This is a genomic window from Actinomadura sp. 3N508, from assembly GCF_044326375.1.
GTDB lineage: Bacteria > Actinomycetota > Actinomycetes > Streptosporangiales > Streptosporangiaceae > Spirillospora.
In genome coordinates this window covers 34655-54853 of record NZ_JBIRAX010000021.1, presented here as the reverse complement: position 1 = coordinate 54853, position 20199 = coordinate 34655, and the positions used below count along the sequence as shown (strand labels likewise).

Sequence of the window (20199 nt, the reverse complement as noted above, 5' to 3'; positions counted from 1 at the left end):
AGAAATCCCTGAACCATCCGAAGACAGCCCACGGGGACGACCCAACCCCCGCAAAAGCAGGACCGGGCCGTATAAAGGCACTGGCTTTTAACACGCTGTTGAGTTCTCAAGAAACGGACACCCACCGCGCCGTGAACCCGCTTCCGCGGGCCCCGGCTCCGGGGCAACCCTTCTAACTTACCTGGTTCGCCGCCGCTGTCAAGCAGATCCGGGAAGATCTTTTCGACGGAGGCAGATGAACCGAGTTCCCACACGTCAACGAACCCGCAGGCGAAGAACCCGCCAAGATCGCTTCGATGGGAGGTGCCCTACGGGCCGGCCACCTTCCGGCGTCCTGCATCCCGTCTTAGGCTGTGCAGGCCATCTTACATCAGTCCGAGCGATGCCCGAGCCGTTTTCTGAAGCCTGCGTTTCCCGAGACCGGCCGCCTAGTGGCGTCCCGCGTCCCTCGGGGCAGGAGAGACATTAGGGTCCTCGGCTTCGGCCGTCAAATCGTCGGCGCCCGCCTCTCCTCGGGGGTGAAGCGGCACGAGGTACTGTGCGCGGGCCGTACTGCCCGGGTCCGGCGTCGTGGGTGTGCGATGGCTCCCGGCAGGACGGCCGGTCGAGTTCTGGAGGAAGCGTGCCCGTCGCCATCAGGGCCTCGGCGGAACGACTGGTCGTCGCCGCGACGATGGGACCGACGGTCCACGAGGTGCACGCCTGGCGGTTCAGTGTCGTCCCGGGGTTGATCGAGTTGCACGTCGATCCCGTCAGGTTCCGGCCGCCGCGCGACCCGTTGGGCCGGGAGCTGCACCTCGCCGGCGGGGCGGCGCTGGTGAACCTGCGTCTTGCGGCCGTCCAGCTCGGGCGTGCGGCGGTGGTCCGGTTGCTCCCGGATGCCGGACGTCCGTCAGTGCTCGCTGCGGTGCGCCTCGCAGGCCGTCACCGGATAACGCGCGAGGAGCGGCTGCTCTACGCCGCGTCGCTTCGGGCCTTCACCGTTGCCCGGCCGGCGGTCGGGGAACGGCCGCGCGTCGCCGTCGTCAATGAGCTTGCAGGGGCGGCAAGGCTGGAAGGTGTGAGGTTCCGGCCGTTGCCCACCGCGCATGGGGCGGCGAGTCAGCGGGGTGTACTGGCCACCTACGGTGACTCACCCGCGCAATGGCTTCGGGCGGGTCAGGCCCTTCAGCGTGTCCTGCTGGCCGGACGGGTCCGCGGGGTCTCGGCCTCGTTCAGTTTCCAAGCCGGCGACGTGGCCGGAGTGGAGGATGTGACGCGACCGGGTGAGGTTCCACAGGTGATCGTTGAGCTCACCAGGAGGTGCACTCGCGCCTACTCCAGCCGGCGGTAGGTCGACAGGACGAAGGACAGAGGCGCCGGGAGCGGGTCGGGTAGGCGCACCAGCCGTTCCCGCAGTTGCTCAGCCGGTACGTGGTGCGCGCTAGGCCCCATCCCCACGAGGGTGACGATCTCCTCGTGTGTCAGGACGGCCTCGGTCTCCAGTTCCTGGCGCGAGTCCAGCTTGAAGTATCCGGCGAGTGCGGCGTCCGTGCGTTCGGTCTTGCGCTTGTCGATCGAGAGGAGCCCAAGTGACTCCACGAGCGGGCCGAGGTGCCTGGGCGAGGGCGTCACCGTGAAGAGCAGCCCGTCGTCGTTGAGGACTCGGTGGAACTCCGCCGCGTTGCGCGGTGCGAAGACGTTGACGATGGTGTCGGCGGCGCCGTTCCGGAGGGGCAGGGGCCGCCACAGGTCTGCGACGACGGCTCCGGCGCGTGGATGGGCCTTGGCGGCGCGGCGTGCGGCGTGCTTGGAGATGTCGAGTGCGAGACCGACCGCGTCCGGTGAGCGGTCGAGCGTCCGGCTCAGGTAGTGGCCGGTTCCGGCGCCCGCGTCGACAACGAAGGACGGCCGGACGCGTGCAACGCTCCAGGCGAGCCGGTCCGCCGGTATCGCGAAGTGGCCCGCGCTGAGGAACTCCTCGCGCGCGCGGACCATCTCGGGGGTGTCGGCCGTTCCCGGCCGGGCGTTGCCGGGCAGCAGGTTCGCGTAGCCCTGGCGGGCGATGTCGAAGGTATGCCCGGCGGGGCAGAGCAGTCCGCGGTCAGCCAGTTCGAGATCCGCTCCGCACACGGGGCACACCAGGTATTGGACGACATCGGCGAGCACGCGTCCATCATCCTGCATGATGGCCTCGGAACGGGCGGTACCGCACGGTTCTTTGCCGTCGCGCCGCCCTCGCGCCGTCCGGTCGTCAGCGGGTCTTCCCGGGCAGGCCATCCATCACCGCTGGTGAGCGCGCTGCCACGGGACGCGTTTCAGGACTCGGCGCGCCGCTTGACGTCTTCCATGTCGAGGCCCTTGACCTGCTCGATCACGTTCTCCAGCACCGACTCGGGCAGCGCACCGGGCTCGGCGAAGACGATCATGCCGTCGCGGATCGCCATCAGGGTCGGGATCGACCGGATGCCGAAGCGCTCCGACAGCTCCGGCTCCGCGTCGGTGTCGACCTTGCCGAAGGTGATGTCGTCGTGCTTGCCCGCGGACCGCTCGAACACGGGCGCGAACCTCTTGCACGGTCCGCACCAGTCCGCCCAGAAGTCGATCAGGACGATGCCGTCCGCCTGGGCGACCTCATCGAAGTTCTTCGCGGTGAGTGTGACCGTCGCCATGTCGGTTTCTCCTCAGTCGGGGTATCAGGACCTAGAGCGGCTGACAGGTTCGCAGTATTCCCCACCCGGGAATCACAGAGCGGTAATTAGCGTTCTCCTCTTAGGGAGATCGCACCGGAGAAGGGTCAGGATGGCTGCAACCCGTACCAAGGGCGACAGGGTCGACGTCCCCGACAAGGACCTCGTTGGGGCGTACCTGGACCGGATCGGCCGCACCCCCCTGCTCGACGCGCAGGAGGAGGTCGATCTGGCCAAGGCGATCGAAGGGGGCCTGTACGCCGAACAACTCCTCGAAGATGGGAACGTGCCCAAGGGCGTGTCCCGCGAGGAGCTGGAAGAGTTGACCGCGGCGGGGCTGCGTGCCAAGCAGCGCTTCGTCGAGGCCAATCTGCGGCTCGTGGTCTCGATCGCCCGGAAATACCCGACCGACTCGTTGCCCCTCATCGACCTCATTCAAGAGGGGAACCTGGGGCTGATGCGCGCGGTGGAGAAGTTCGACTACCGCCGTGGCTTCAAGTTCTCCACATACGCCACCTGGTGGATCAGGCAGGCGATCGGCCGCGGGCTCAGCCACACCGCCCGCACGATCCGGCTGCCCGTCCACGTCGAGGAGGAGCTTTCGCGGCTGCGCCGCGCGGAGCGGCAGCTGGGCCGCGAGCTCGGCCGGGAGCCGACCCGCGACGAGCTCGCCGGCGTGCTCGGCGCCGACGCCGACCATGTGGACGAGCTGCTGCGCTGGCGGCGCGACCCGGCGAGCCTGGACGCGACCGTCGACGACGCGGGCGAGACCCCGATGGGCGACCTGCTCGAAGATCCCGACGCCGTGACGCCCGAGGCCGAGATCCTCGCGCTGGACGACATCGAGGGCCTCGGCCGGCTCCTCGACCGGCTGCCGGAACGCGAGTCCGCGATCCTGCGGGCCCGCTTCGGGATGGACAACGGCCAGCCGCTCTCGTACGCGCAGATCGGCGCCAGATACGGCCTCAGCCACAACCGGGTGAGGCAGATCACCGACCGTTCGCTGCGGCGGCTGCGGCAGCTCGCGAGCGACGCCGACCTGAGCGGCCGCCGGACGCTGGCGGGCGGCTCGCCCCCCGCCCCCGAACGCGTTCGCACGGCGGCAGGAAGCCGGGCGGCCTGAGCACGGTCCGGCACCACCTCCCCTGAACGACAAACGGGCGGCCCCGCAGACCCCGGGGCCGCCCGTTCTTTGTCGTCACGCCCCGTCCGGTCGCGTCTTCCCGGCCATGCCCTCCATGGGTTTCGTGCCGGGACCTTGTTTGTTCGTGCCATGTCTCTACGTGTGCGAACGACGTCGTTGTGTGTTCATCCCACTTCTCATTAGCCTGTGTCTTCGCTTGTTCGCGTTCTGTTTCCGGTTCGGGCTGTGGTTGCACCCGGACAGGTCGTCCGGCAAGGCCGGGCGTGCCATAACCTTTCAGCGTGAGTACACCCGCCATCGGGGATCTGGACGCCTGGCGCGACCTCCCCGCCCTCCAGCAGCCCGAGTGGGACGATCCCGACGAGCTCCGCGCGGTCGCGGCCGAGCTGGCGGCGCAGCCGCCGCTCGTGTTCGCGGGCGAGTGCGACCAGCTCAAGGCGCAGCTCGCGGACGTCGCGCGCGGCGAGGCGTTCGTCCTGCAGGGCGGCGACTGCGCCGAGACGTTCGCGGGGTCGAACGCCGACGCGGTGAAGAACAAGCTGAAGACGCTGCTGCAGATGGCCGTCGTGCTCACCTATGCCGCCAGCGTGCCGGTCGTGAAGATCGGCCGGATGGCGGGGCAGTTCGCCAAGCCGCGGTCGAAGCCGGTCGAGGTGCGCGGGGGCGTGGAGCTGCCCGCGTACCGGGGCGACGCGGTCAACGGGCTCGGCTTCGACGCCGCGTCCCGCCGCAACGACCCGAACCGGCTGCTGAAGGCGTACCACTGCTCGGCGGTGACGCTGAACCTGTGCAGGGCGTTCACGAAGGGCGGGTACGCCGACCTGCGGCAGGTGCACGCCTGGAACCAGGACTTCGTGGCGCACAGCCCGGCGGGGCTGCGCTACGACCGGCTCGCGGGCGAGATCGACCGGGCGCTGACGTTCATGAAGGCGTGCGGGGCCGACCCCGACGAGTTCCACGAGGTGGAGTTCTACTCCAGCCACGAGGCGCTGCTGCTGGAGTACGAGCGGGCGCTGACCCGGATCGACAGCCTCAGCGGCCTGCCGTACGACGTGTCCGCGCACTTCCTGTGGATAGGCGAGCGCACCCGGCAGCTGGACGGCGCGCACGTCGAGTTCCTGCGGCACATCCGCAACCCGATCGGGGTGAAGCTCGGGCCGACGACGTCCGCCGACGACGCCCTCGCGCTGATCAAGCGGCTGAATCCCGATCAGGAGCCGGGCCGGCTGACGTTCATCACCCGCATGGGCGCCGGGCGGATCCGGGAGGCGCTGCCGCCGCTGATCGAGAAGGTGCACCAGAGCGGCGCCCCGGTGGCGTGGCTGTGCGACCCGATGCACGGGAACACCTTCGAGGCGCCGAGCGGCCACAAGACGCGGCGGCTGGACGACGTCCTGGACGAGGTGGCCGGGTTCTTCGAGGTCCACCGGGCGCTCGGGACGCATCCGGGCGGCATCCACATCGAGTTCACCGGCGACGACGTCACCGAGTGCGTCGGCGGGGCGCAGGGCCTGGCGGAGACCGATCTGCACCAGCGGTACGAGACCGCGTGCGATCCGCGGCTCAACCGGGGCCAGTCGCTGGACCTGGCGTTCATGGTTGCGGAGCTGTACCGCAAGTCCGCCTGAGCATAGGACGCACGGCGCGAAGCCTTCCGCGGCGGCACGTTCCACGGAGGAAAGTGGACGCCGCGGGGGCTAGATGTCGACTTCCGCCCAGACGACCTTGCCGCCGGTGACCGGGTCCGCGCCCCAGGAGTTCGCGAAGCGGTCGACGATGAACAGGCCGCGGTGCGACTCGTCGAGCGGCCCGGGGACGGTCAGCCGCGGGAGCTGGGCCGCGCGGTCGCGGACCTCGACGCGGATCCGGCCGCTGCCGCGCAGCAGCCGCAGCTCCAGCGCCGTCCCGGCGTGCCGGACCGCGTTGGCGACCAGCTCGGCCACGATCGCGGTGACGAGTTCCTCGCGGTCCATCAGGGCCCAGGTGCGCATGGTGCGGGCGGCGAGGCGCCTGGCGTACTCGACCGCCTCGGTCTGGGGCGCGGCCCGCAGTGTCGTCTCGGTCATCGGGTCGGTCACCCCGCCCGCTCGCCGTTCTTCATAGCGTTTTCCTCACCGTCCTCCATCGGCGGGAGCCTCCTCCGCTGGGCCTTCGATCAGGAAGCGATCGAGGCCCGTGGTCCGCAGCACGTTCTCGACCCGGCCATAGGCGCCGGTGACGGTCAGCGTCGCGTTCTGCGCGCGCGCGTGCTTGTACGCCCGGACGAGGACGTTCAGACCAGAGGAGTCACAGAAGTCGACCGCCGTGAGGTCGACGACGACCGCCCGCTCACCGGCGTCCACGAGCTCGGTCAGCCTGGACCGGAGCTCGTCGGAGGAGTGCAGGTCGATCGAGCCGCGCGCGGCGATCGTCGCGCGGCCGTCCGTTCGTGTCGTGTGCAAGGCAAGCCCCACGCCACCCCACCTTACCGATTGTTGGTCTCCATCATGACGCCCGCAGAACGATGAGGGCAACGTCGTCGTTCGACGGCTCAGGCCCGAAGTCGCGCACGGCGCGCTGGATGCGGGCGGCGACGGCGCCCGCGCTCAGCCCGGTGCAGCCGGCGAGGAGGCGCTCGAGCCCGTGGCCGTCGCCGAGCAGCCGGTTCCCGGACCGGCGCTCGGTGACGCCGTCGGTGACGCAGAGCAGGACTTCTCCGCGCCGGAGGTCGACAGCGTCGGTGTGGAACTCGACGCCGTCGAAGACGCCGAGCAGCGGCTGCGGCGAGGCGGCCTCGCGGACGCCGCCGTCCGGGTCGAGGATCAGGGGCGGCGGGTGTCCGGCACTGGTCAGCCTGATCGTCACGCCGTCGCGGCGGCGCCGGGCGGCGATCTCGCCGTGCAGCAGGGTGAGCAGCCGGCCGCGCTCGCCCTCGCCGAGGATCAGCCGGTTGAGGCGGCCGAGCACGGCGGGGACGGACATGTCCTCGGCGGCGAGGATGCGCAGGGCGTGCCGGGCGAGGCCGGTGACGGCGGCGGCCTCGGGGCCGGTGCCGCAGACGTCGCCGATGGCGAACCGCCAGCGGGTCGCGGGGGCGGGGCCGCCGGGCCGTGCCCCGCTCTCGAAGACGTCGTAGAAGTCGCCGCCGACCTCGCTGCCCTCCCCCGCGGGCTCGTACACGACCGCGACCTCCAGGCCCGGGATCTCGGGGATGCCGGGTGGCAGGAGGCTGCGCTGGAGGGCGCTGCTCATGGCGGTCTGGGCGGAGAACAGCCGCGCGTTGTCGACGGCGAGGGCGGCGCGGCGGCTGAGCTCCTCGGCCAGCTCGACCGCGCTGCGCGGGAACCGGTCGCCGGACGGGCGGCCGATGACGATGGTGCCGATGCGGCGGCCGCGGGCGATCAGCGGGAACGCGTAGACCTGGTCGGCGGCGGTGTCGCCGGCGGCGGCGCGGACGTCGTCGGGCGCGGTGGCGAGCCCGGTCCAGGGGCCGGGAACGTCGGTCGGCGGGGCGGCGCCCGCGTGTTCGAGCAGCTCGCGCAGGCCGTCGGCGCGGTTCTCGTCGGCGTGCCAGACGTAGGCGAGCCGGTCGGGCTCGGCCTCGGTGACGGTGTAGACGGCGCACCAGGTGGCGAGGCGGGGCACGACGAGCTGCGCGACGAGCGCCATCGTGCGCTCCTGGTCGAGGGTTCCGGCGAGCAGGTCGCTGGCCTCGGCGACGAAGCTGAGCCAGCCGCGCCAGGACCGTTCCAGTTCGCCGACCCTGGCCTTCTCCAGGGATAGCGACATCTCGTCGGCGAGGCGGCCGAGCCGGACGCCGTCGGCCTCGGTGAAGCGGCCGGAAACGGACGAGACGGCCACCACGAGCCCGGTGAGGCGTCCCTGGGACTCCAGCGGCGCGGCGGCCAGCGACCGGGCCTGCAGGGCGGCTGCGGTCGGATCGGAGGCGTCGGCGGCGACCCAGGCGGAGCCGGCGCGGGCGGCGGGGCCGAGTCCGGCCACCGACAGCTCGCCGAGGGGCATCTCGGCGGCGGTCCCGGCGGAGGCGCCCATGATCAGGCGGCCGTCGCGCTCGGTCAGCAGCACGGCCGCGCCCTCGGCGCCCAGGACCTCGCGGACGGTGGCGACGCCGTCCTCCATGGATTCCAGGGCGGCCGGGGAGCGCAGGAGGCGGTCTCCGGCGACGGGGACCTCCCCGACGCCTTCGGCGAGCCTGCTCTCCCTGGCCTGGCCGCCGTGGCCCGCGCCGTCGCGGGCGGGCTCGCCGCCGCCGTCGCGGGCGATGCGCTCGCGGGCCCATTCGCGGGCGGCCTCGGTCCGGGCGGCGCGGCCGCCCGGCGATTCGGCAGCGGAGGCCGAATCGGGTTCGGTGTCTTCTCCGGCCAGGGTGGGGCCGGTGGCGGCGCCGGGCCGGGGCAGCCGGAACCAGACGCCCTTGGTGCGGCTGTCGTAGGAGACGCCCCAGGACGCGGCGAGGCGGGCGATCGACGGCAGCCCGCGCCCGCTGGAGGCGGTGACGCCGGGCATCTCGATGCCCCGGGTCGGGTGCCGGTCGCGGACCTCGATCCTGACGTCGCCCTCCTCCAGATGGCAGGAGACCTCGAAGGACGTGCCGGCGTAGGCGATCGCGTTGGTGGCGAGCTCGCTGGTGGCGAGGACGGCGTCGTCGGCCACCTCGTCCATGCCCCAGTCGGCGAGCACCTTGCGGACGAAGCGGCGCGCGTCCGCCACCGCCGCGGCGGCGGACGGGAAGGTCGCCGACGCCGTCTGCCGATCCAACTGCCGTCCCTCGTTCGAAGCATCAGTACCCGGCCGGCCATCGTGACCCGGTGAGGCCATCGTGCCAGACCGGCCATCGTGTCCGGTCCGCCGGCCGCGTGATCGCGGGAACCGTGCACCGAGAAGCGGAGCGATGTGTCCGGCTCGGCATGCGACCCCATGCCACAACACGACAGACCGTAACACGAAGGCTACAAGGAAGGATGCACGGTCATTGCCGTCCGTTCACCGCGGCGTGAGGACCGTTCCAGTGCCGCGGGGCGACGTAGAGTACAGGGTGCGGCCAGGAGAAGGCCCAGGGAAGGAGTCCGTGCCATCCGGGCGTCCGCCGCCGTTTCCGGATGCCGACAATCGCGGGCCAGGAGGATGAAGAGCATGCCGCGTACCGCGTCTCGCGCCCGCCCATCCGGCGGGTACCGCGACACCGCACCGCGCTACAGCGACGCCGATCTCGAACCGCTCCTCAAGGCGCTCATCGCCGTCCGGGACGGGAAGGCGAAGACCGAGCTGACCGTGCCGGGCGAGGGAGCCGTGGCCGAGGCCGCGGCGATCCTGGAGGAGATCCGGCAGAACGGACATGAGCTGTCCTCGGGGCTGGCCCGCGTCCGGCGGGAGATCGGCCGGGAGGGGCAGCTGCGGGGGCGGCTCACGCCGGGAACGCTGCGGGGCACCTGGGCGGCCGCCGTCGAGGACGCCAACGCCATCATCGACAAGCTGACCGACCTGTCGACGGGGATGAGCCAGGTCGTGGAGGCCGTCGCGGCCGGCGACCTGAGCCAGCGGGTCGAGCTGCGGGTGCGCGGCAGGCCGATGCGCGGGGAGCTGCTGCGCATGGCCAAGTCCGTCAACGGCATGGTGGAGCTGCTCGACCAGTTCACCTGGGAGGTCACGCAGTTCGCCCGGGAGGTCGGCACGGAGGGGCGGCTCGGCGGCCAGGCCCCGGCGCGCGGGATGACGGGCCGCTGGCGGGACGTGACCGCGTCGGTGAACGTGATGGCGGCGCGGCTGACGTCCCAGGTCCGCGACATCGCCGAGGTGACCACCGCGGTCGCGAAGGGCGACCTGACCCGTAAGGTCACGGTGGAGGCGACCGGTGAGCTGCAGGAGCTGAAGCTCACCGTGAACACGATGGTCGACCAGCTGTCGGCGTTCGCCGACGAGGTGACCCGTGTCGCGCGCGAGGTCGGCACGGAGGGCCAGCTGGGCGGGCAGGCGAACGTGCCGGGCGTCAGCGGCGTCTGGAAGAACCTGACCGACAACGTCAACGCGATGGCCGACAATCTGACCTACCAGGTCCGCGGGATCGCGCGGGTCACCACGGCCGTCGCCGAGGGCGACCTGGCCAAGAAGATCACGGTCGACGCGCAGGGCGAGATCGCCCAGCTCAAGGACACCGTGAACACGATGGTCGACACGCTGTCGGCGTTCGCAGCGGAGGTCACCCGCGTCGCCCGCGAGGTCGGCACCGAGGGCCGCCTCGGCGGCCAGGCCCGGGTGCCCGGCGTGAGCGGCGTCTGGAAGGACCTGACCAGCAACGTCAACGGGATGGCGTCCAACCTGACCTACCAGGTCCGCAACATCGCGCAGGTCACCACCGCGGTCGCGCAGGGCGACCTCGGCAAGAAGATCACGGTGGACGCGCAGGGCGAGATCCTGGAGCTGAAGGACACCGTGAACGCGATGGTCGACACGCTGTCGGCGTTCGCGTCCGAGGTCACCCGTGTCGCCCGAGAGGTCGGCACCGAAGGACGCCTCGGCGGCCAGGCGATCGTGCCAGGCGCGGGCGGTGTGTGGCTCGACCTGACCGACAACGTCAACTCGATGGCGAACAACCTGACCAACCAGGTCCGCGGGATCGCGCAGGTCACCACGGCCGTCGCGCAGGGCGACCTGGGCCGCAAGATCGAGGTCGACGCGCAGGGCGAGATCCTGGAGCTGAAGACGACGCTGAACACGATGGTCGACACGCTGTCGGCGTTCGCGGACGAGGTCAGCCGCGTCGCCCGCGAGGTCGGCACGGAAGGACGCCTCGGCGGCCAGGCCCGGGTGCCCGGCGCGGGCGGCATGTGGAAGGACCTGACCGACAACGTCAACGGCATGGCGTCCAACCTGACCTACCAGGTCCGCAACATCGCGCAGGTCGCGACGGCGGTCGCGCACGGCGACCTGACCCGCCGTATCGACGTGAACGCGCAGGGCGAGATCCTGGAGCTGAAGACGACGCTGAACACGATGGTCGACACGCTGTCGTCGTTCGCGTCCGAGGTGACCCGCGTCGCCCGCGAGGTCGGCATCGAGGGGCGGCTCGGCGGGCAGGCCGAGGTCGAGGGCGTGTCCGGCACCTGGAAGCGGCTGACCGAGAGCGTCAACGAGCTCGCCGGGAACCTGACCACCCAGGTCCGCGCGATCGGCGAGGTGGCGAGCGCGGTCGCCACCGGCGACCTGACCCGGACGATCACCGTCGAGGCGCGCGGCGAGGTCGCGGAGCTGTCCGACAACGTCAACCTGATGGTCGCGACGCTGCGCGAGACGACCCGCGCCAACGAGGAACAGGACTGGCTGAAGACCAACCTGGCGCGGATCGGCGGGCTCATGCAGGGCCACCGCGACCTCCAGCAGGTCGCCGACCTGATCATGCGGGAGCTGACGCCGACGGCGAGCGCGCAGCACGGCGCGTTCTACCTCGCGGAGAACAGCGGCGAGGAGACGGAGCTGGCGCTGATCGCCGGGTACGGGACGCGGCGCGGCCGCGCCGTCCGGGGCGGCGGCGCCGGAGAGCCGGCCGCCGCGCGGTTCGCGCTGGGCGAGGGGCTCGTCGGGCAGGCGGCGCAGGAGCGCAGGCCGCTGCTGATCGCCGACGCGCCCGCCGACTACGTCAAGATCGGCTCGGGGCTCGGCGAGGCGTCCCCGGTCAACATCATCGTGCTGCCGATCGTGTTCGAGGACGAGGTGCTCGGCGCGATCGAGCTGGCCTCCTTCGGCCGGTTCACCGACGTCCACCTGGCGTTCTTCAGCCAGCTGATCGAGACGATCGGGGTGACGCTGAACGCGATCCGCGCCAACACCCGCACCGAGGCGCTGCTCGGCGAGTCGCAGCGGCTCGCGCAGGAGCTGCAGGAGCGCTCGGACGAGCTGCAGCGCCAGCAGGGCGAGCTGCGGCACTCCAACACCGAGCTGGAGGAGAAGGCGGCGCTGCTGGCCCAGCAGAACCGCGCGATCGAGATCCAGAACTTCCAGATCGAGCAGGCCAGGCGGACGCTGGAGGAGCGCGCCGAGCAGCTGGCGATCTCCTCGCGGTACAAGTCGGAGTTCCTGGCGAACATGTCGCACGAGCTGCGCACGCCGCTGAACAGCCTGCTCGTGCTGGCCAAGCTGCTGTCGGAGAACCAGGACGGCAACCTCACCGGCAAGCAGGTGGAGTTCGCGCAGACGATCCACGACTCCGGCACCGACCTGCTGGAGCTGATCAACGACATCCTGGACCTGGCGAAGGTCGAGGCCGGGAAGATGGAGGCGCATCCGCAGCGGATCGCGGTGACGGCGCTCGTCGACTACGTCGAGGCGACGTTCCGGCCGCTGTCGGTCGACAAGGGGCTGCAGTTCGGCGTGGAGGTCGCGCCGGACGTCCCGGCCACGCTGAACACCGACGAGCAGCGGCTGCAGCAGGTGCTGCGGAACCTGCTGTCCAACGCGGTGAAGTTCACCGCCGAGGGCGAGGTGCGGCTGGTGATCGAGCGGGCCGGCGACATCGACTTCACCCTGCCCGCGCTGTGGAACACCCCGGACGTGATCGCGTTCCGGGTGATCGACACGGGCATCGGGGTCAGCGCGGACAAGCTGCAGGAGATCTTCGAGCCGTTCCAGCAGGCCGACGGGACGACCAGCCGCCGCTACGGCGGCACCGGCCTCGGCCTGTCGATCAGCCGGAACATCGCGCGGCTGCTCGGCGGCGAGATCCACGCGGAGAGCCGGCCGGGCCACGGCAGCGTGTTCACGCTCTACCTGCCCGCCCAGTACAGCGAGCGCGACGGGCGCCGCCGCTCGGCGATGCCTGACGAGGTCGCGGCCGCGCAGGAGGCCGCGCTGCCGGGCGGTGCCCCGAACGGCGGCCTGCCCGGCATCACCGGCGCCGCGGTGTCGGCCCAGGCCGGGGAGAACGGGCTGCCGGTGGAGCGGCCCGGCAGGGAGCGGCCCGGGGAGCAGGAGTCCGGGCTGAACGGGCTGCTGGAGGAGCCGCCGGCCGACTTCCTCGACACCGTCCTTTCCGGGCGGAAGGTCCTGATCGTGGACGACGACGTCCGGAACGTGTTCGCGCTGACCAGCGTCCTTGAGGGCTACGGGATGGAGGTCCTGTACGCCGAGGACGGGCAGGCCGGGATCGACGTCCTGCACCGCAACCCGGACGTCGCGGTGGTGCTGATGGACGTGATGATGCCGGGCCTGGACGGCTACGCGACCACGGCGGCGATCCGGGAGATGCCGCAGTTCGCTGAGCTGCCCATTATCGTGATCACGGCGAAGGTGATGAAGGGCGACCGGGAGAAGAGCCTGGAGTCGGGCGCGTCGGACTATGTGCCGAAGCCCGTCGACGTGGACCATCTTCTTGACGTGATGAGGAACTGGCTGCAACCCTCCATCGTCCGCTGAGGAGAGGGAGAGGAGACGCCTGGCAGCGTCGTCGTGGCAGGCAGGTCGTCGTGGCCGTGGGGCGCGGCCGTGGAGTGGCGGGGACCGGATCGGAGGGACGCGCGTGGACGACAAGGCGAAGATCCTGCTCGTGGACGACCGCGAGGAGAACCTGATCGCGCTGGAGGCCATCCTCAGCTCGCTCGATCAGGACCTCGTCCGGGCGCGGTCCGGTGAGGAGGCGCTGAAGGCGCTGCTCACCGACGAGTACGCAGTGATCTTGCTGGACGTCGTCATGCCGGGCATGGACGGGTTCGAGACGGCCCGCGACATCAAGCGCCGCAAGAAGACCCGCGACCTGCCGATCATCTTCCTCACCGCGGTGAACAGCGACCCCGACTACGCGTTCCGCGGCTACGCGGCGGGCGCGGTCGACTTCATCTCCAAGCCGTTCGACCCATGGGTGCTGCGCGCGAAGGTGTCGGTGTTCGTGGAGCTGCACAACAAGAACAAGCAGCTCCGCGACCAGACGACCCTGCTGCGGGAGCAGGCCGCGCTGCTCCGCGAGCAGGCGACGCTTCTGAAGGCGCGGCCCGCGAAGGCCTCACGCGACGCGGACCGGCCGCGGGACGCGCCGCCGGGCCGGGTCGGCGACCGGCTGATGTCGGTGGAGGAGCAGGCCGAGATCGTCGGCAAGCGCGCCCCGGCGTCGCTGCGCGGCGAGTTCGAGGAGCTGGACCGCCGCCTCACCGAACTCCGCCACGCCCTGAACGGCGACGATCCCGCGTCCTGACCGCCGCCGTCCCTCAACGGCTATGCCTGCGCGGCGAGGCGCGCCCGTGCCGCGGCTATGCGGGCGACGGTGCGGTCGCGGCCGAGGATCTCCAGGGACTCGAAGAGCGGCAGGCCGACGGTGCGGCCGGTGACGGCCACGCGGACGGGCGCCTGCGTCTTGCCGAGCTTGAGTCCGTGCTCGGCGCCGATGCGCTCCAGCCGGTCCTTCAGCTCGGCGGCGTTCCACGGCGCGTCCTGGTAGGCGGCCTCGGCGGCGGCGAGGATCGCGGCGGCGGGCTCCTTCATGGCCTTGTTCCACGACTGCTCGTCGGACGGCGGCTCGTCCAGGAACGCGAAGTCGATCATCTGGACGATCTCCGACAGCAGCGCGATCCGGGTCTGCGCCAGCGGCGCCAGCTCGGCGAACACGGCGACGTCCACGTCGAACGGGGCGTCCTGGAGGAACGGGAGGCATTCGGCGATGAACTTCTGCGGCGGCAGCGCGCGGATGTACTCGCCGTTGAACGCGCGGAGCTTCTTCTCGTCGAAGAACGCGGGCGAGGTGTTGACGTCGTCGATGCGGAACTCGTCGACGATCACGTCCCACGGGACGATCTCGCGGTCGCCGGACGGGGCCCAGCCGAGCAGCATCAGGTAGTTGCGCATGGCGTCGGCGAGGTAGCCCTCGTCGCGGTAGGCCTCCAGCGCGACCTTGTCGCGCCGCTTGGACAGCTTCTGCCGCTTCTCGTTCACGATGACGGGGACGTGCGCCCAGACGGGCGGCTCGCCGCCGAGCGCCTCCCACAGCAGCTGCTGCTTGGGCGCGTTGGACAGGTGCTCCTCGCCGCGCACGACGTGCGTGATGCCCTGGCTCATGTCGTCGACGGCGTTGGCCAGCAGGAAGGTGACGGACCCGTCGGCGCGGGCGATGACGAAGTCTTCCAGGACGGCGTTCTCGAAGACGGGCTTGCCGCGCAGCAGGTCGACGACGGTGGTCTGGCCGTCGTCGGGGGTGCGGAAGCGGAGGGCGCGTCCGGGGCCGGGCTCCAGGCCGCGGTCGCGGCAGAAGCCGTCGTAGCCCTTGTGCTGGTCGCCGGTGCGGGCGATGACGGCCTCGCGGGTGCAGTCGCAGTAGTAGGCGCGGCCCTGGCCCTTCAGCGTCTGGGCGGCCTCGGCGTGCCGGTCGGCGTTGGCCGACTGGAAGTAGGGGCCCTCGTACTGCTCGCCGTCCATCCCGAGCCAGGCCAGGGCGCGGATGATGCCCTCGGTCCATTCGGGGCTGTTGCGGGAGGCGTCGGTGTCCTCGATCCGCAGCACGAGCGTCCCGCCCGACTGCGCGGCCATCACCCAGTTGAACAGCGCCGAGCGGGCGCCGCCGACATGGAAGATGCCGGTCGGGGACGGGGCGAAGCGGACACGGATCGCAGAGGTCGAAGACATGCCTCAAGCGTAGAGCGCGCGGGCCCCCGCTCGCGCCGGGACCCGCTCGCGCCCGCGGCGAGGTGTCACGGCTTCCAGTGCGGGTCGCGGCCGGTCAGGCCGACCAGGCGGTCGAGCAGCGGCGCGTCCTCGGGGACGGGGACCTCCTCGCCGAACAGCTTGTACTCCCGGGCCATCTCCGCCGTCCCGAGGGTCTGCTCCCAGGCCGTCTGGACGGTCTCCGGCGGGAAGCCGGGGTCCTGCCCGGTGGCGACGGCGAGGTCCCAGCCGTGCAGGACGCATTCGCCGTACAGGATCCCCGCGATGAACCCGGCCGGCATGCCGTCCTTGTTGCCGGTGAGGCTGGTGTTCCCCTCCCAGGCGGCCGGGTCCTGCCACGCTTCGGCGGCCCTGCGCGCCTGGTCCTCGAACCGGTCGGCCCAGCCGGGCTCGGCGGTGAAGTCGTGGCCCTCGTCCGGGCCGTCGGGCGGCAGCTTGCGGGCGGCGCTCTCGCCGCGGCCGATCCAGAGGACGAGGTGGTTGATCAGGGCCCGGACGTCCCAGTCCGGGCACGGGGTCGGCGCGCCCATCAGGTCTTCGGGGACCTGCCGGACGATCCGCACCGCGGCCATGGCGGCGGGATTCATCTGGTTCCGGATGTCCACGATCTCTCCTTCGCATGCGTGTTCGAATACGTTCCGCACGTTAGGCGGCCGGCGGCGTCCGGTCTTGTAGGAACGCGACACGGCTAGCCTGAAGTGATGGCACGACTCCTCCCCCAGGACACGCGAGGCATCCTGCGGGCGCGGACGGGCCTGGAGCGGTTCCAGGTCGAACGGATCGCGCCGCCGGAGGCGCTAGCCCCGTTCGTCGAGTTCTTCTGGGTGCTGCACTGGGATCTGCGCGGCCGGGCTCCGCACCGGCAGAAGGTGCTCACGCGGCCGAACGTCCACATGACCTTCACGAACTACTGGACCGGCAAAGAGACCCGGGGCCGGATCGTGGGGGTGGTGCGCGACGAGTTCGTCGAGGAGATCGCCGGCGATGGGCGCGTCGTCGGGGTGGGGTTCCGGCCCGGCGGGTTCCGGCCGTTCGCGGGCGGGCCGGTCTCGGCGCTCACCGGCCGCATGGTGGGCGTGGACGAGGTGTTCGGCGCGGCGGGCCGCGCGCTCGCCGCCGAGATCTTCGCGACGGACGGCGCGGACGACGCCGTCGCGCGGCTGGCGGAATTCCTCACCGGGCTGCGTCCGGAGGACGACCCGTCCATCGGGCGGGCCGCGCGGATCGTCGAGCGGATCGCGGCGCTGCCCGCCCTGGTGCGGGTGGACGAGCTCGCCGCCGACGTGGGGCTCAGCGCGCGGGGGCTGCAGCGGCTGTTCCACGAGTACGTCGGGATCGGCCCGAAGTGGGTGATCAGGCGGTATCGGATGCTGGAGGCGGCCGGGCGGGCCGAGGCGGGCACGCCGGTGGACTGGGCGGGCCTGGCGGCCGAGCTGGGCTACACCGACCAGGCCCACTTCACCCGCGACTTCACCGCCGCCGTGGGGACGCCGCCCGCGCGCTACGCCCGGGAGGCCGGGGCCGATGGCGCGGCTGGCAAGATCGACGTATGACGGACCTCCCCCTCGACCCGTTCGGCGACCTCACGGCCTTCCGTGCGGTCGCCGCCGAACGGCTCGGTTCGTTCGCGCACACGACCGTCCCGGACGCGCCCGGTCTGCAGCGCGCCGGGGTGGTGCTGTGCGTCGTGGAGCACGGCGGCTCCCCCTCGGTGATCCTGATCAGGCGCGCGTACCAGGGCCGGAACGCCGGGCAGTGGGGGCTGCCCGGCGGGCGGCTGGAGGACGGGGAGACGCCCGAGGAGGCGGCGCTGCGGGAGCTGCGCGAGGAGATCGGCCTGGCGGCGGGGCCGGGCGACGTCCTCGGCAGGCTCGACGACTTCCCCGCCACGTCCGGCTTCGCGATCACCCCGATCGTGGTGGTGCTGGACGCGCCGGGCCCGCTGGTGCCGAGCCCGGACGAGGTCCACTCCGTCCACCACACGAGCCTGCGCAGGCTCGCCGACGACGACACGCCCCGGTGGGTGCCGCAGCCGGACGGCGGGCGCCTGCTGCAGATGTGGCTGGCCCCGGACTGGCGCGTCCACGCCCCGACCGGCGCGATGCTGTGGCAGTTCCGCGAGGTGGTGCTGCTCGGACGGCACGCCAGGGTCGCCGACTTCGTCCAGCCCGACTGGACCCGCAGCTGACTCAGCCGCCGGGCCGCGCCTCGATGACGTGGTAGCCGAACGGCTCGATCGGCCCGGTCAGTGCGACGCCGGCGAACCCGGCGGCGTCCAGCAGCTCGCGGAACTCGGCCTCGGTGCGTTCGCGGCCGCCGGTGCAGACGAGCATGTTGAGGTCGTTGCGGACGACGCCCTGCGTCTCCGGGGTGACGATCTCCGGCATGACCTGCTCCAGCAGTAGGAGCCGCGCGTCCGGGCGCATCGCGGCGCGGCAGTTCCGCAGGATCGCGGTGGCCTTCCCGTCCTCCCAGTCGTGGATGACGCTCTTGAGGACGTAGGCGTCCGCGCCGCCCGGCACCTCCTTGAAGAAGTCGCCCTCGACGATCTCCACCCGGTCCGCGACGTCTGCGAGCACGCCGGACGCCCCCGCGAGCCCGGCGGGCCGGTCGAACAGCAGCCCGCGCAGCCCCGGGTGGGCGCTGACGATCGCGCCGATCAGCGTGCCGTCGCCGCCGCCGAGGTCGGCGACCGTCCCGTAGCGGCCGAAGTCGTGCGCCTCGATGACCCCAGGCGCGACGGCCTTGGTGTGCTCGGCCATCGCCGCGTTGAACGTCTCCGACAGCTCCGCGTTGGCGTCCGACTCGAAGAACTCGAACGGCGTCATCCCGGTCGCGCGCTCCCAGGCGTACTCCCCCGTGCGCAGCGTCTCGGTCATGTCGCCCCACGTCCGCCACACGGCCGGGCCGCAGAACAGCATGACCAGCGAGCGGATCGAGTCCGGGGCATCGGCGCGGAGCCGCTGCCCTTCGGCGGTGAGCGCGAACAGGTCGCGCTCCTTCTGCTCGACGACGCCCAGCCCGGTCAGGCCGCGTAGCAGCCGGTGCAGGGACGGCGCGTGGGCGCCGGTCTCCCCGGCAAGCTCCGCGCTCGTCCTCGGTCCGCCGGCGAGGGCGTCGGCCAGCCGCAGCTCGGCGGCGGCGTGCAGCATCTGCGCCGGCATGTATCCGAAGGCCAGATCCAGCAACGGCGATCGTGTCCGTGACCTCGACATGGGTCCGCTCCCCCTTGGTGCTTCGTGTGACCTGCTTCGACGCTACGGACCGCGCAATGCGACGTCTTGGACAAATGGCACCTCAGCGCCGGTGATCTTCCCGCGCCTGCCGATCCTCGCCAACGCCGTTACCTGATCGTGTCGTCCGCTAACCGAACGGTCACATCGGGTTTATCGAACTGTTCGAGACTGGCGCCTCCTGCTCCCACCAGCCAAGAAGGGGCCTTCCGTGAGACGCACGGGGATCGCCGTCACCACCCTGATCTTTTCCGCCACCACCATCGCGACCGCCACGACCGCCATCACGCTCACCGCCGCCACCGCCAACGCCGCCCCGCCGCCGCCACCCGCCGCCGACATCGCCAAGCGGAATCTCGCCGCGCTCACCGTCCGCGCCGAAGGCTCCAGCTCCGGATACGACCGCAAGAAGTTCCCGCACTGGAGCGACCGGGGCGGCGGCTGCAACACCCGCGAAGCCGTCCTCAAGCGCGACGGGGAGAACGTGAAGACGGGCTCGGACTGCTATCCGACGTCCGGCACGTGGAACAGTCCCTACGACGGCGCCACCTGGACGAAGGCGTCCGACCTCGACATCGACCACATGGTCGCGCTCTCGGAGGCGTGGCGGTCGGGCGCCTCGTCCTGGACGACGTCGCGCCGCCAGGCGTTCGCCAACGACATGGGCAGCTCGCAGCTCTGGACGGTCACCGACAACGTCAACCAGGCCAAGGGCGACAAGGATCCGGCCGAGTGGACGCCGCCGCGCGCCGCGTTCCACTGCATGTACGCCAGGTCGTGGATCGACGTGAAGCACCGGTACGGCCTGACGGTCGACTCGGCGGAGAAGTCGGCGCTCGACCGCCTGCTCGGCCGCTGCTGACCGTCCCGCTTCAGGCCCCGGCGGGGCCCGGCCTCCTCCACGGCCCGGGCCCCGCCGGTCCGGAAGGCGGCGCGGCGGTCAGCGGGTGAGGGCGCGGAGCCAGGCCGCGGCGGTCGCGAGGTGCTCGTCGGTCAGGCCCGTCACCGGGTCGATCTCCACGAGCAGGTGCTCGGCGACGCCCGGCTCGCCGGCGATGCACTCGGTGGCGTCGGGCTCGTCCTCGAACCAGACGAACGGGCGGCCCTCCGTCCATCGCGCCACGTGCCGTGCCTTCCAGGCGCCGAGCGTGCCCGCCTCGTCCATGCCGGGGAACTGCGGGATCGGGACGAACGGCAGCTCCGGCAGCCCGACCCGCGGCGAGATCCACACGTTGGCGTTGTCGCACCAGTAGCTCGCCCAGGCCAGCTCCGCGCCGGTGGACTCCGCCAGGTCGAGCAGCGACGGGCCGTGCGCGGGATTGAGCCACAGCTTGAACGTCATCCCGTTCGGCGAGCACCGCTGCCGTTTGTAGCCGCGGTGCGGCCTCTCGAATGGGTTGAGCACCCCGTCAACGTCGAGCAGAACCACCGGCGACCCCATACCCGTGACCGTACGACATCGGGGGCCCGCACGTCGAAGGTCATTTTCCTTCGGCCCGCCCGGTAATAGGTCGTG

At 71.6% G+C, this 20199-nt stretch carries 17 protein-coding genes; 8 read left to right on the top strand and 9 right to left on the bottom strand.

The annotated features are described in order from the left end of the window. The first annotated feature begins 622 nt into the window (after nucleotides 1–622). Nucleotides 623–1333, top strand: coding sequence for a hypothetical protein (locus ACH34S_RS41055; protein WP_395958347.1), 711 nt, complete (start codon nucleotides 623–625; stop codon nucleotides 1331–1333). On the opposite strand, the gene ACH34S_RS41050 is transcribed toward ACH34S_RS41055, so the two are convergent. Further along, nucleotides 1315–2166, bottom strand: coding sequence for a putative RNA methyltransferase (locus ACH34S_RS41050; RefSeq protein ID WP_395958346.1), 852 nt, complete (start codon nucleotides 2164–2166; stop codon nucleotides 1315–1317). The genes ACH34S_RS41055 and ACH34S_RS41050 overlap by 19 nt on opposite strands. A gap of 131 nt (nucleotides 2167–2297) precedes the next feature. Then, a complete protein-coding gene (trxA, locus tag ACH34S_RS41045; RefSeq protein ID WP_395958345.1) occupies nucleotides 2298–2651 on the bottom strand; it encodes a thioredoxin in 354 nt (117 codons plus the stop codon). Nucleotides 2652–2781: 130 nt separating this feature from the next. On the opposite strand from trxA, the gene ACH34S_RS41040 reads away from it, so the two are divergent. Both ACH34S_RS41040 and ACH34S_RS41035 read left to right on the top strand, forming a co-directional pair. Then, nucleotides 2782–3792, top strand: coding sequence for an RNA polymerase sigma factor RpoD/SigA (locus tag ACH34S_RS41040; RefSeq protein WP_395958344.1), 1011 nt, complete (start codon nucleotides 2782–2784; stop codon nucleotides 3790–3792). 302 nt (nucleotides 3793–4094) lie between these two features. Next, entirely contained in the window at nucleotides 4095–5441 is a 1347-nt protein-coding gene (locus tag ACH34S_RS41035; RefSeq protein WP_395958343.1) for a class II 3-deoxy-7-phosphoheptulonate synthase, read from the top strand. A 69-nt stretch (nucleotides 5442–5510) separates the two neighbouring features. Here ACH34S_RS41035 and ACH34S_RS41030 read toward each other — a convergent pair whose 3' ends face one another. Genes ACH34S_RS41030 through ACH34S_RS41020 form a run of 3 tightly spaced genes read right to left on the bottom strand, consistent with a single transcriptional unit; the run spans nucleotide 5511 to nucleotide 8571 of the window. Further along, nucleotides 5511–5879: an ATP-binding protein gene (locus ACH34S_RS41030; RefSeq protein WP_217919851.1), complete on the bottom strand. Its 369-nt coding sequence runs from the start codon at nucleotides 5877–5879 to the stop codon at nucleotides 5511–5513. 45 nt (nucleotides 5880–5924) lie between these two features. Then, a complete protein-coding gene (locus ACH34S_RS41025) occupies nucleotides 5925–6266 on the bottom strand; it encodes an STAS domain-containing protein (RefSeq protein WP_132180925.1) in 342 nt (113 codons plus the stop codon). Between the two features lie 31 nt (nucleotides 6267–6297). After that, a complete protein-coding gene (locus ACH34S_RS41020) occupies nucleotides 6298–8571 on the bottom strand; it encodes a SpoIIE family protein phosphatase (RefSeq protein WP_395958342.1) in 2274 nt (757 codons plus the stop codon). Between the two features lie 375 nt (nucleotides 8572–8946). Here ACH34S_RS41020 and ACH34S_RS41015 point away from each other — a divergent pair, with 375 nt between their 5' ends. Then, complete coding sequence (locus ACH34S_RS41015; protein WP_395958341.1) at nucleotides 8947–13218, top strand: HAMP domain-containing protein; 4272 nt, start codon at nucleotides 8947–8949, stop codon at nucleotides 13216–13218. Between the two features lie 103 nt (nucleotides 13219–13321). Next, nucleotides 13322–13990: a two-component system response regulator gene (locus ACH34S_RS41010; RefSeq protein ID WP_395958340.1), complete on the top strand. Its 669-nt coding sequence runs from the start codon at nucleotides 13322–13324 to the stop codon at nucleotides 13988–13990. 20 nt (nucleotides 13991–14010) lie between these two features. Here the strand turns inward: ACH34S_RS41010 and gltX are convergent, their stop codons facing one another. Together gltX and ACH34S_RS41000 are read right to left on the bottom strand one after the other, a co-directional pair. After that, complete coding sequence (gene gltX, locus ACH34S_RS41005; RefSeq protein WP_395958339.1) at nucleotides 14011–15411, bottom strand: glutamate--tRNA ligase; 1401 nt, start codon at nucleotides 15409–15411, stop codon at nucleotides 14011–14013. Nucleotides 15412–15476: 65 nt separating this feature from the next. Next, a complete protein-coding gene (locus tag ACH34S_RS41000; protein ID WP_395958338.1) occupies nucleotides 15477–16055 on the bottom strand; it encodes a TIGR03086 family metal-binding protein in 579 nt (192 codons plus the stop codon). A gap of 96 nt (nucleotides 16056–16151) precedes the next feature. Between ACH34S_RS41000 and ACH34S_RS40995 the strand changes: the two genes are divergently transcribed. Beyond that, nucleotides 16152–17003: a DUF6597 domain-containing transcriptional factor gene (locus ACH34S_RS40995; protein ID WP_395958337.1), complete on the top strand. Its 852-nt coding sequence runs from the start codon at nucleotides 16152–16154 to the stop codon at nucleotides 17001–17003. Continuing rightward, nucleotides 17000–17638, top strand: coding sequence for an NUDIX hydrolase (locus ACH34S_RS40990; protein ID WP_395958336.1), 639 nt, complete (start codon nucleotides 17000–17002; stop codon nucleotides 17636–17638). The genes ACH34S_RS40995 and ACH34S_RS40990 overlap by 4 nt, the downstream gene beginning before the upstream one ends. A gap of 1 nt (nucleotide 17639) precedes the next feature. On the opposite strand, the gene ACH34S_RS40985 is transcribed toward ACH34S_RS40990, so the two are convergent. Beyond that, nucleotides 17640–18665: a methyltransferase gene (locus ACH34S_RS40985; RefSeq protein WP_395958335.1), complete on the bottom strand. Its 1026-nt coding sequence runs from the start codon at nucleotides 18663–18665 to the stop codon at nucleotides 17640–17642. A 229-nt stretch (nucleotides 18666–18894) separates the two neighbouring features. On the opposite strand from ACH34S_RS40985, the gene ACH34S_RS40980 reads away from it, so the two are divergent. Continuing rightward, entirely contained in the window at nucleotides 18895–19545 is a 651-nt protein-coding gene (locus tag ACH34S_RS40980; RefSeq protein ID WP_395958334.1) for an HNH endonuclease family protein, read from the top strand. 78 nt (nucleotides 19546–19623) lie between these two features. Here ACH34S_RS40980 and ACH34S_RS40975 read toward each other — a convergent pair whose 3' ends face one another. Beyond that, a complete protein-coding gene (locus ACH34S_RS40975; RefSeq protein ID WP_395958333.1) occupies nucleotides 19624–20124 on the bottom strand; it encodes an HAD domain-containing protein in 501 nt (166 codons plus the stop codon). Nucleotides 20125–20199: the final 75 nt, after the last annotated feature.

What these genes read in the sequence shown, in the direction of transcription:
- ACH34S_RS41050 (WP_395958346.1), bottom strand. Translation starts at nt 2,166, where the DNA reads ATGCAGGATGATGGACGCGTGCTCGCCGATGTCGTCCAATACCTGGTG.
- ACH34S_RS40975 (WP_395958333.1), bottom strand. Translation starts at nt 20,124, where the DNA reads ATGGGGTCGCCGGTGGTTCTGCTCGACGTTGACGGGGTGCTCAACCCA.
- ACH34S_RS41015 (WP_395958341.1), top strand. Translation starts at nt 8,947, where the DNA reads ATGCCGCGTACCGCGTCTCGCGCCCGCCCATCCGGCGGGTACCGCGAC.
- ACH34S_RS40990 (WP_395958336.1), top strand. Translation starts at nt 17,000, where the DNA reads ATGACGGACCTCCCCCTCGACCCGTTCGGCGACCTCACGGCCTTCCGT.
- ACH34S_RS40995 (WP_395958337.1), top strand. Translation starts at nt 16,152, where the DNA reads ATGGCACGACTCCTCCCCCAGGACACGCGAGGCATCCTGCGGGCGCGG.
- trxA (WP_395958345.1), bottom strand. Translation starts at nt 2,651, where the DNA reads ATGGCGACGGTCACACTCACCGCGAAGAACTTCGATGAGGTCGCCCAG.
- ACH34S_RS41040 (WP_395958344.1), top strand. Translation starts at nt 2,782, where the DNA reads ATGGCTGCAACCCGTACCAAGGGCGACAGGGTCGACGTCCCCGACAAG.
- ACH34S_RS40985 (WP_395958335.1), bottom strand. Translation starts at nt 18,665, where the DNA reads ATGTCGAGGTCACGGACACGATCGCCGTTGCTGGATCTGGCCTTCGGA.
- gltX (WP_395958339.1), bottom strand. Translation starts at nt 15,411, where the DNA reads ATGTCTTCGACCTCTGCGATCCGTGTCCGCTTCGCCCCGTCCCCGACC.
- ACH34S_RS41030 (WP_217919851.1), bottom strand. Translation starts at nt 5,879, where the DNA reads ATGACCGAGACGACACTGCGGGCCGCGCCCCAGACCGAGGCGGTCGAG.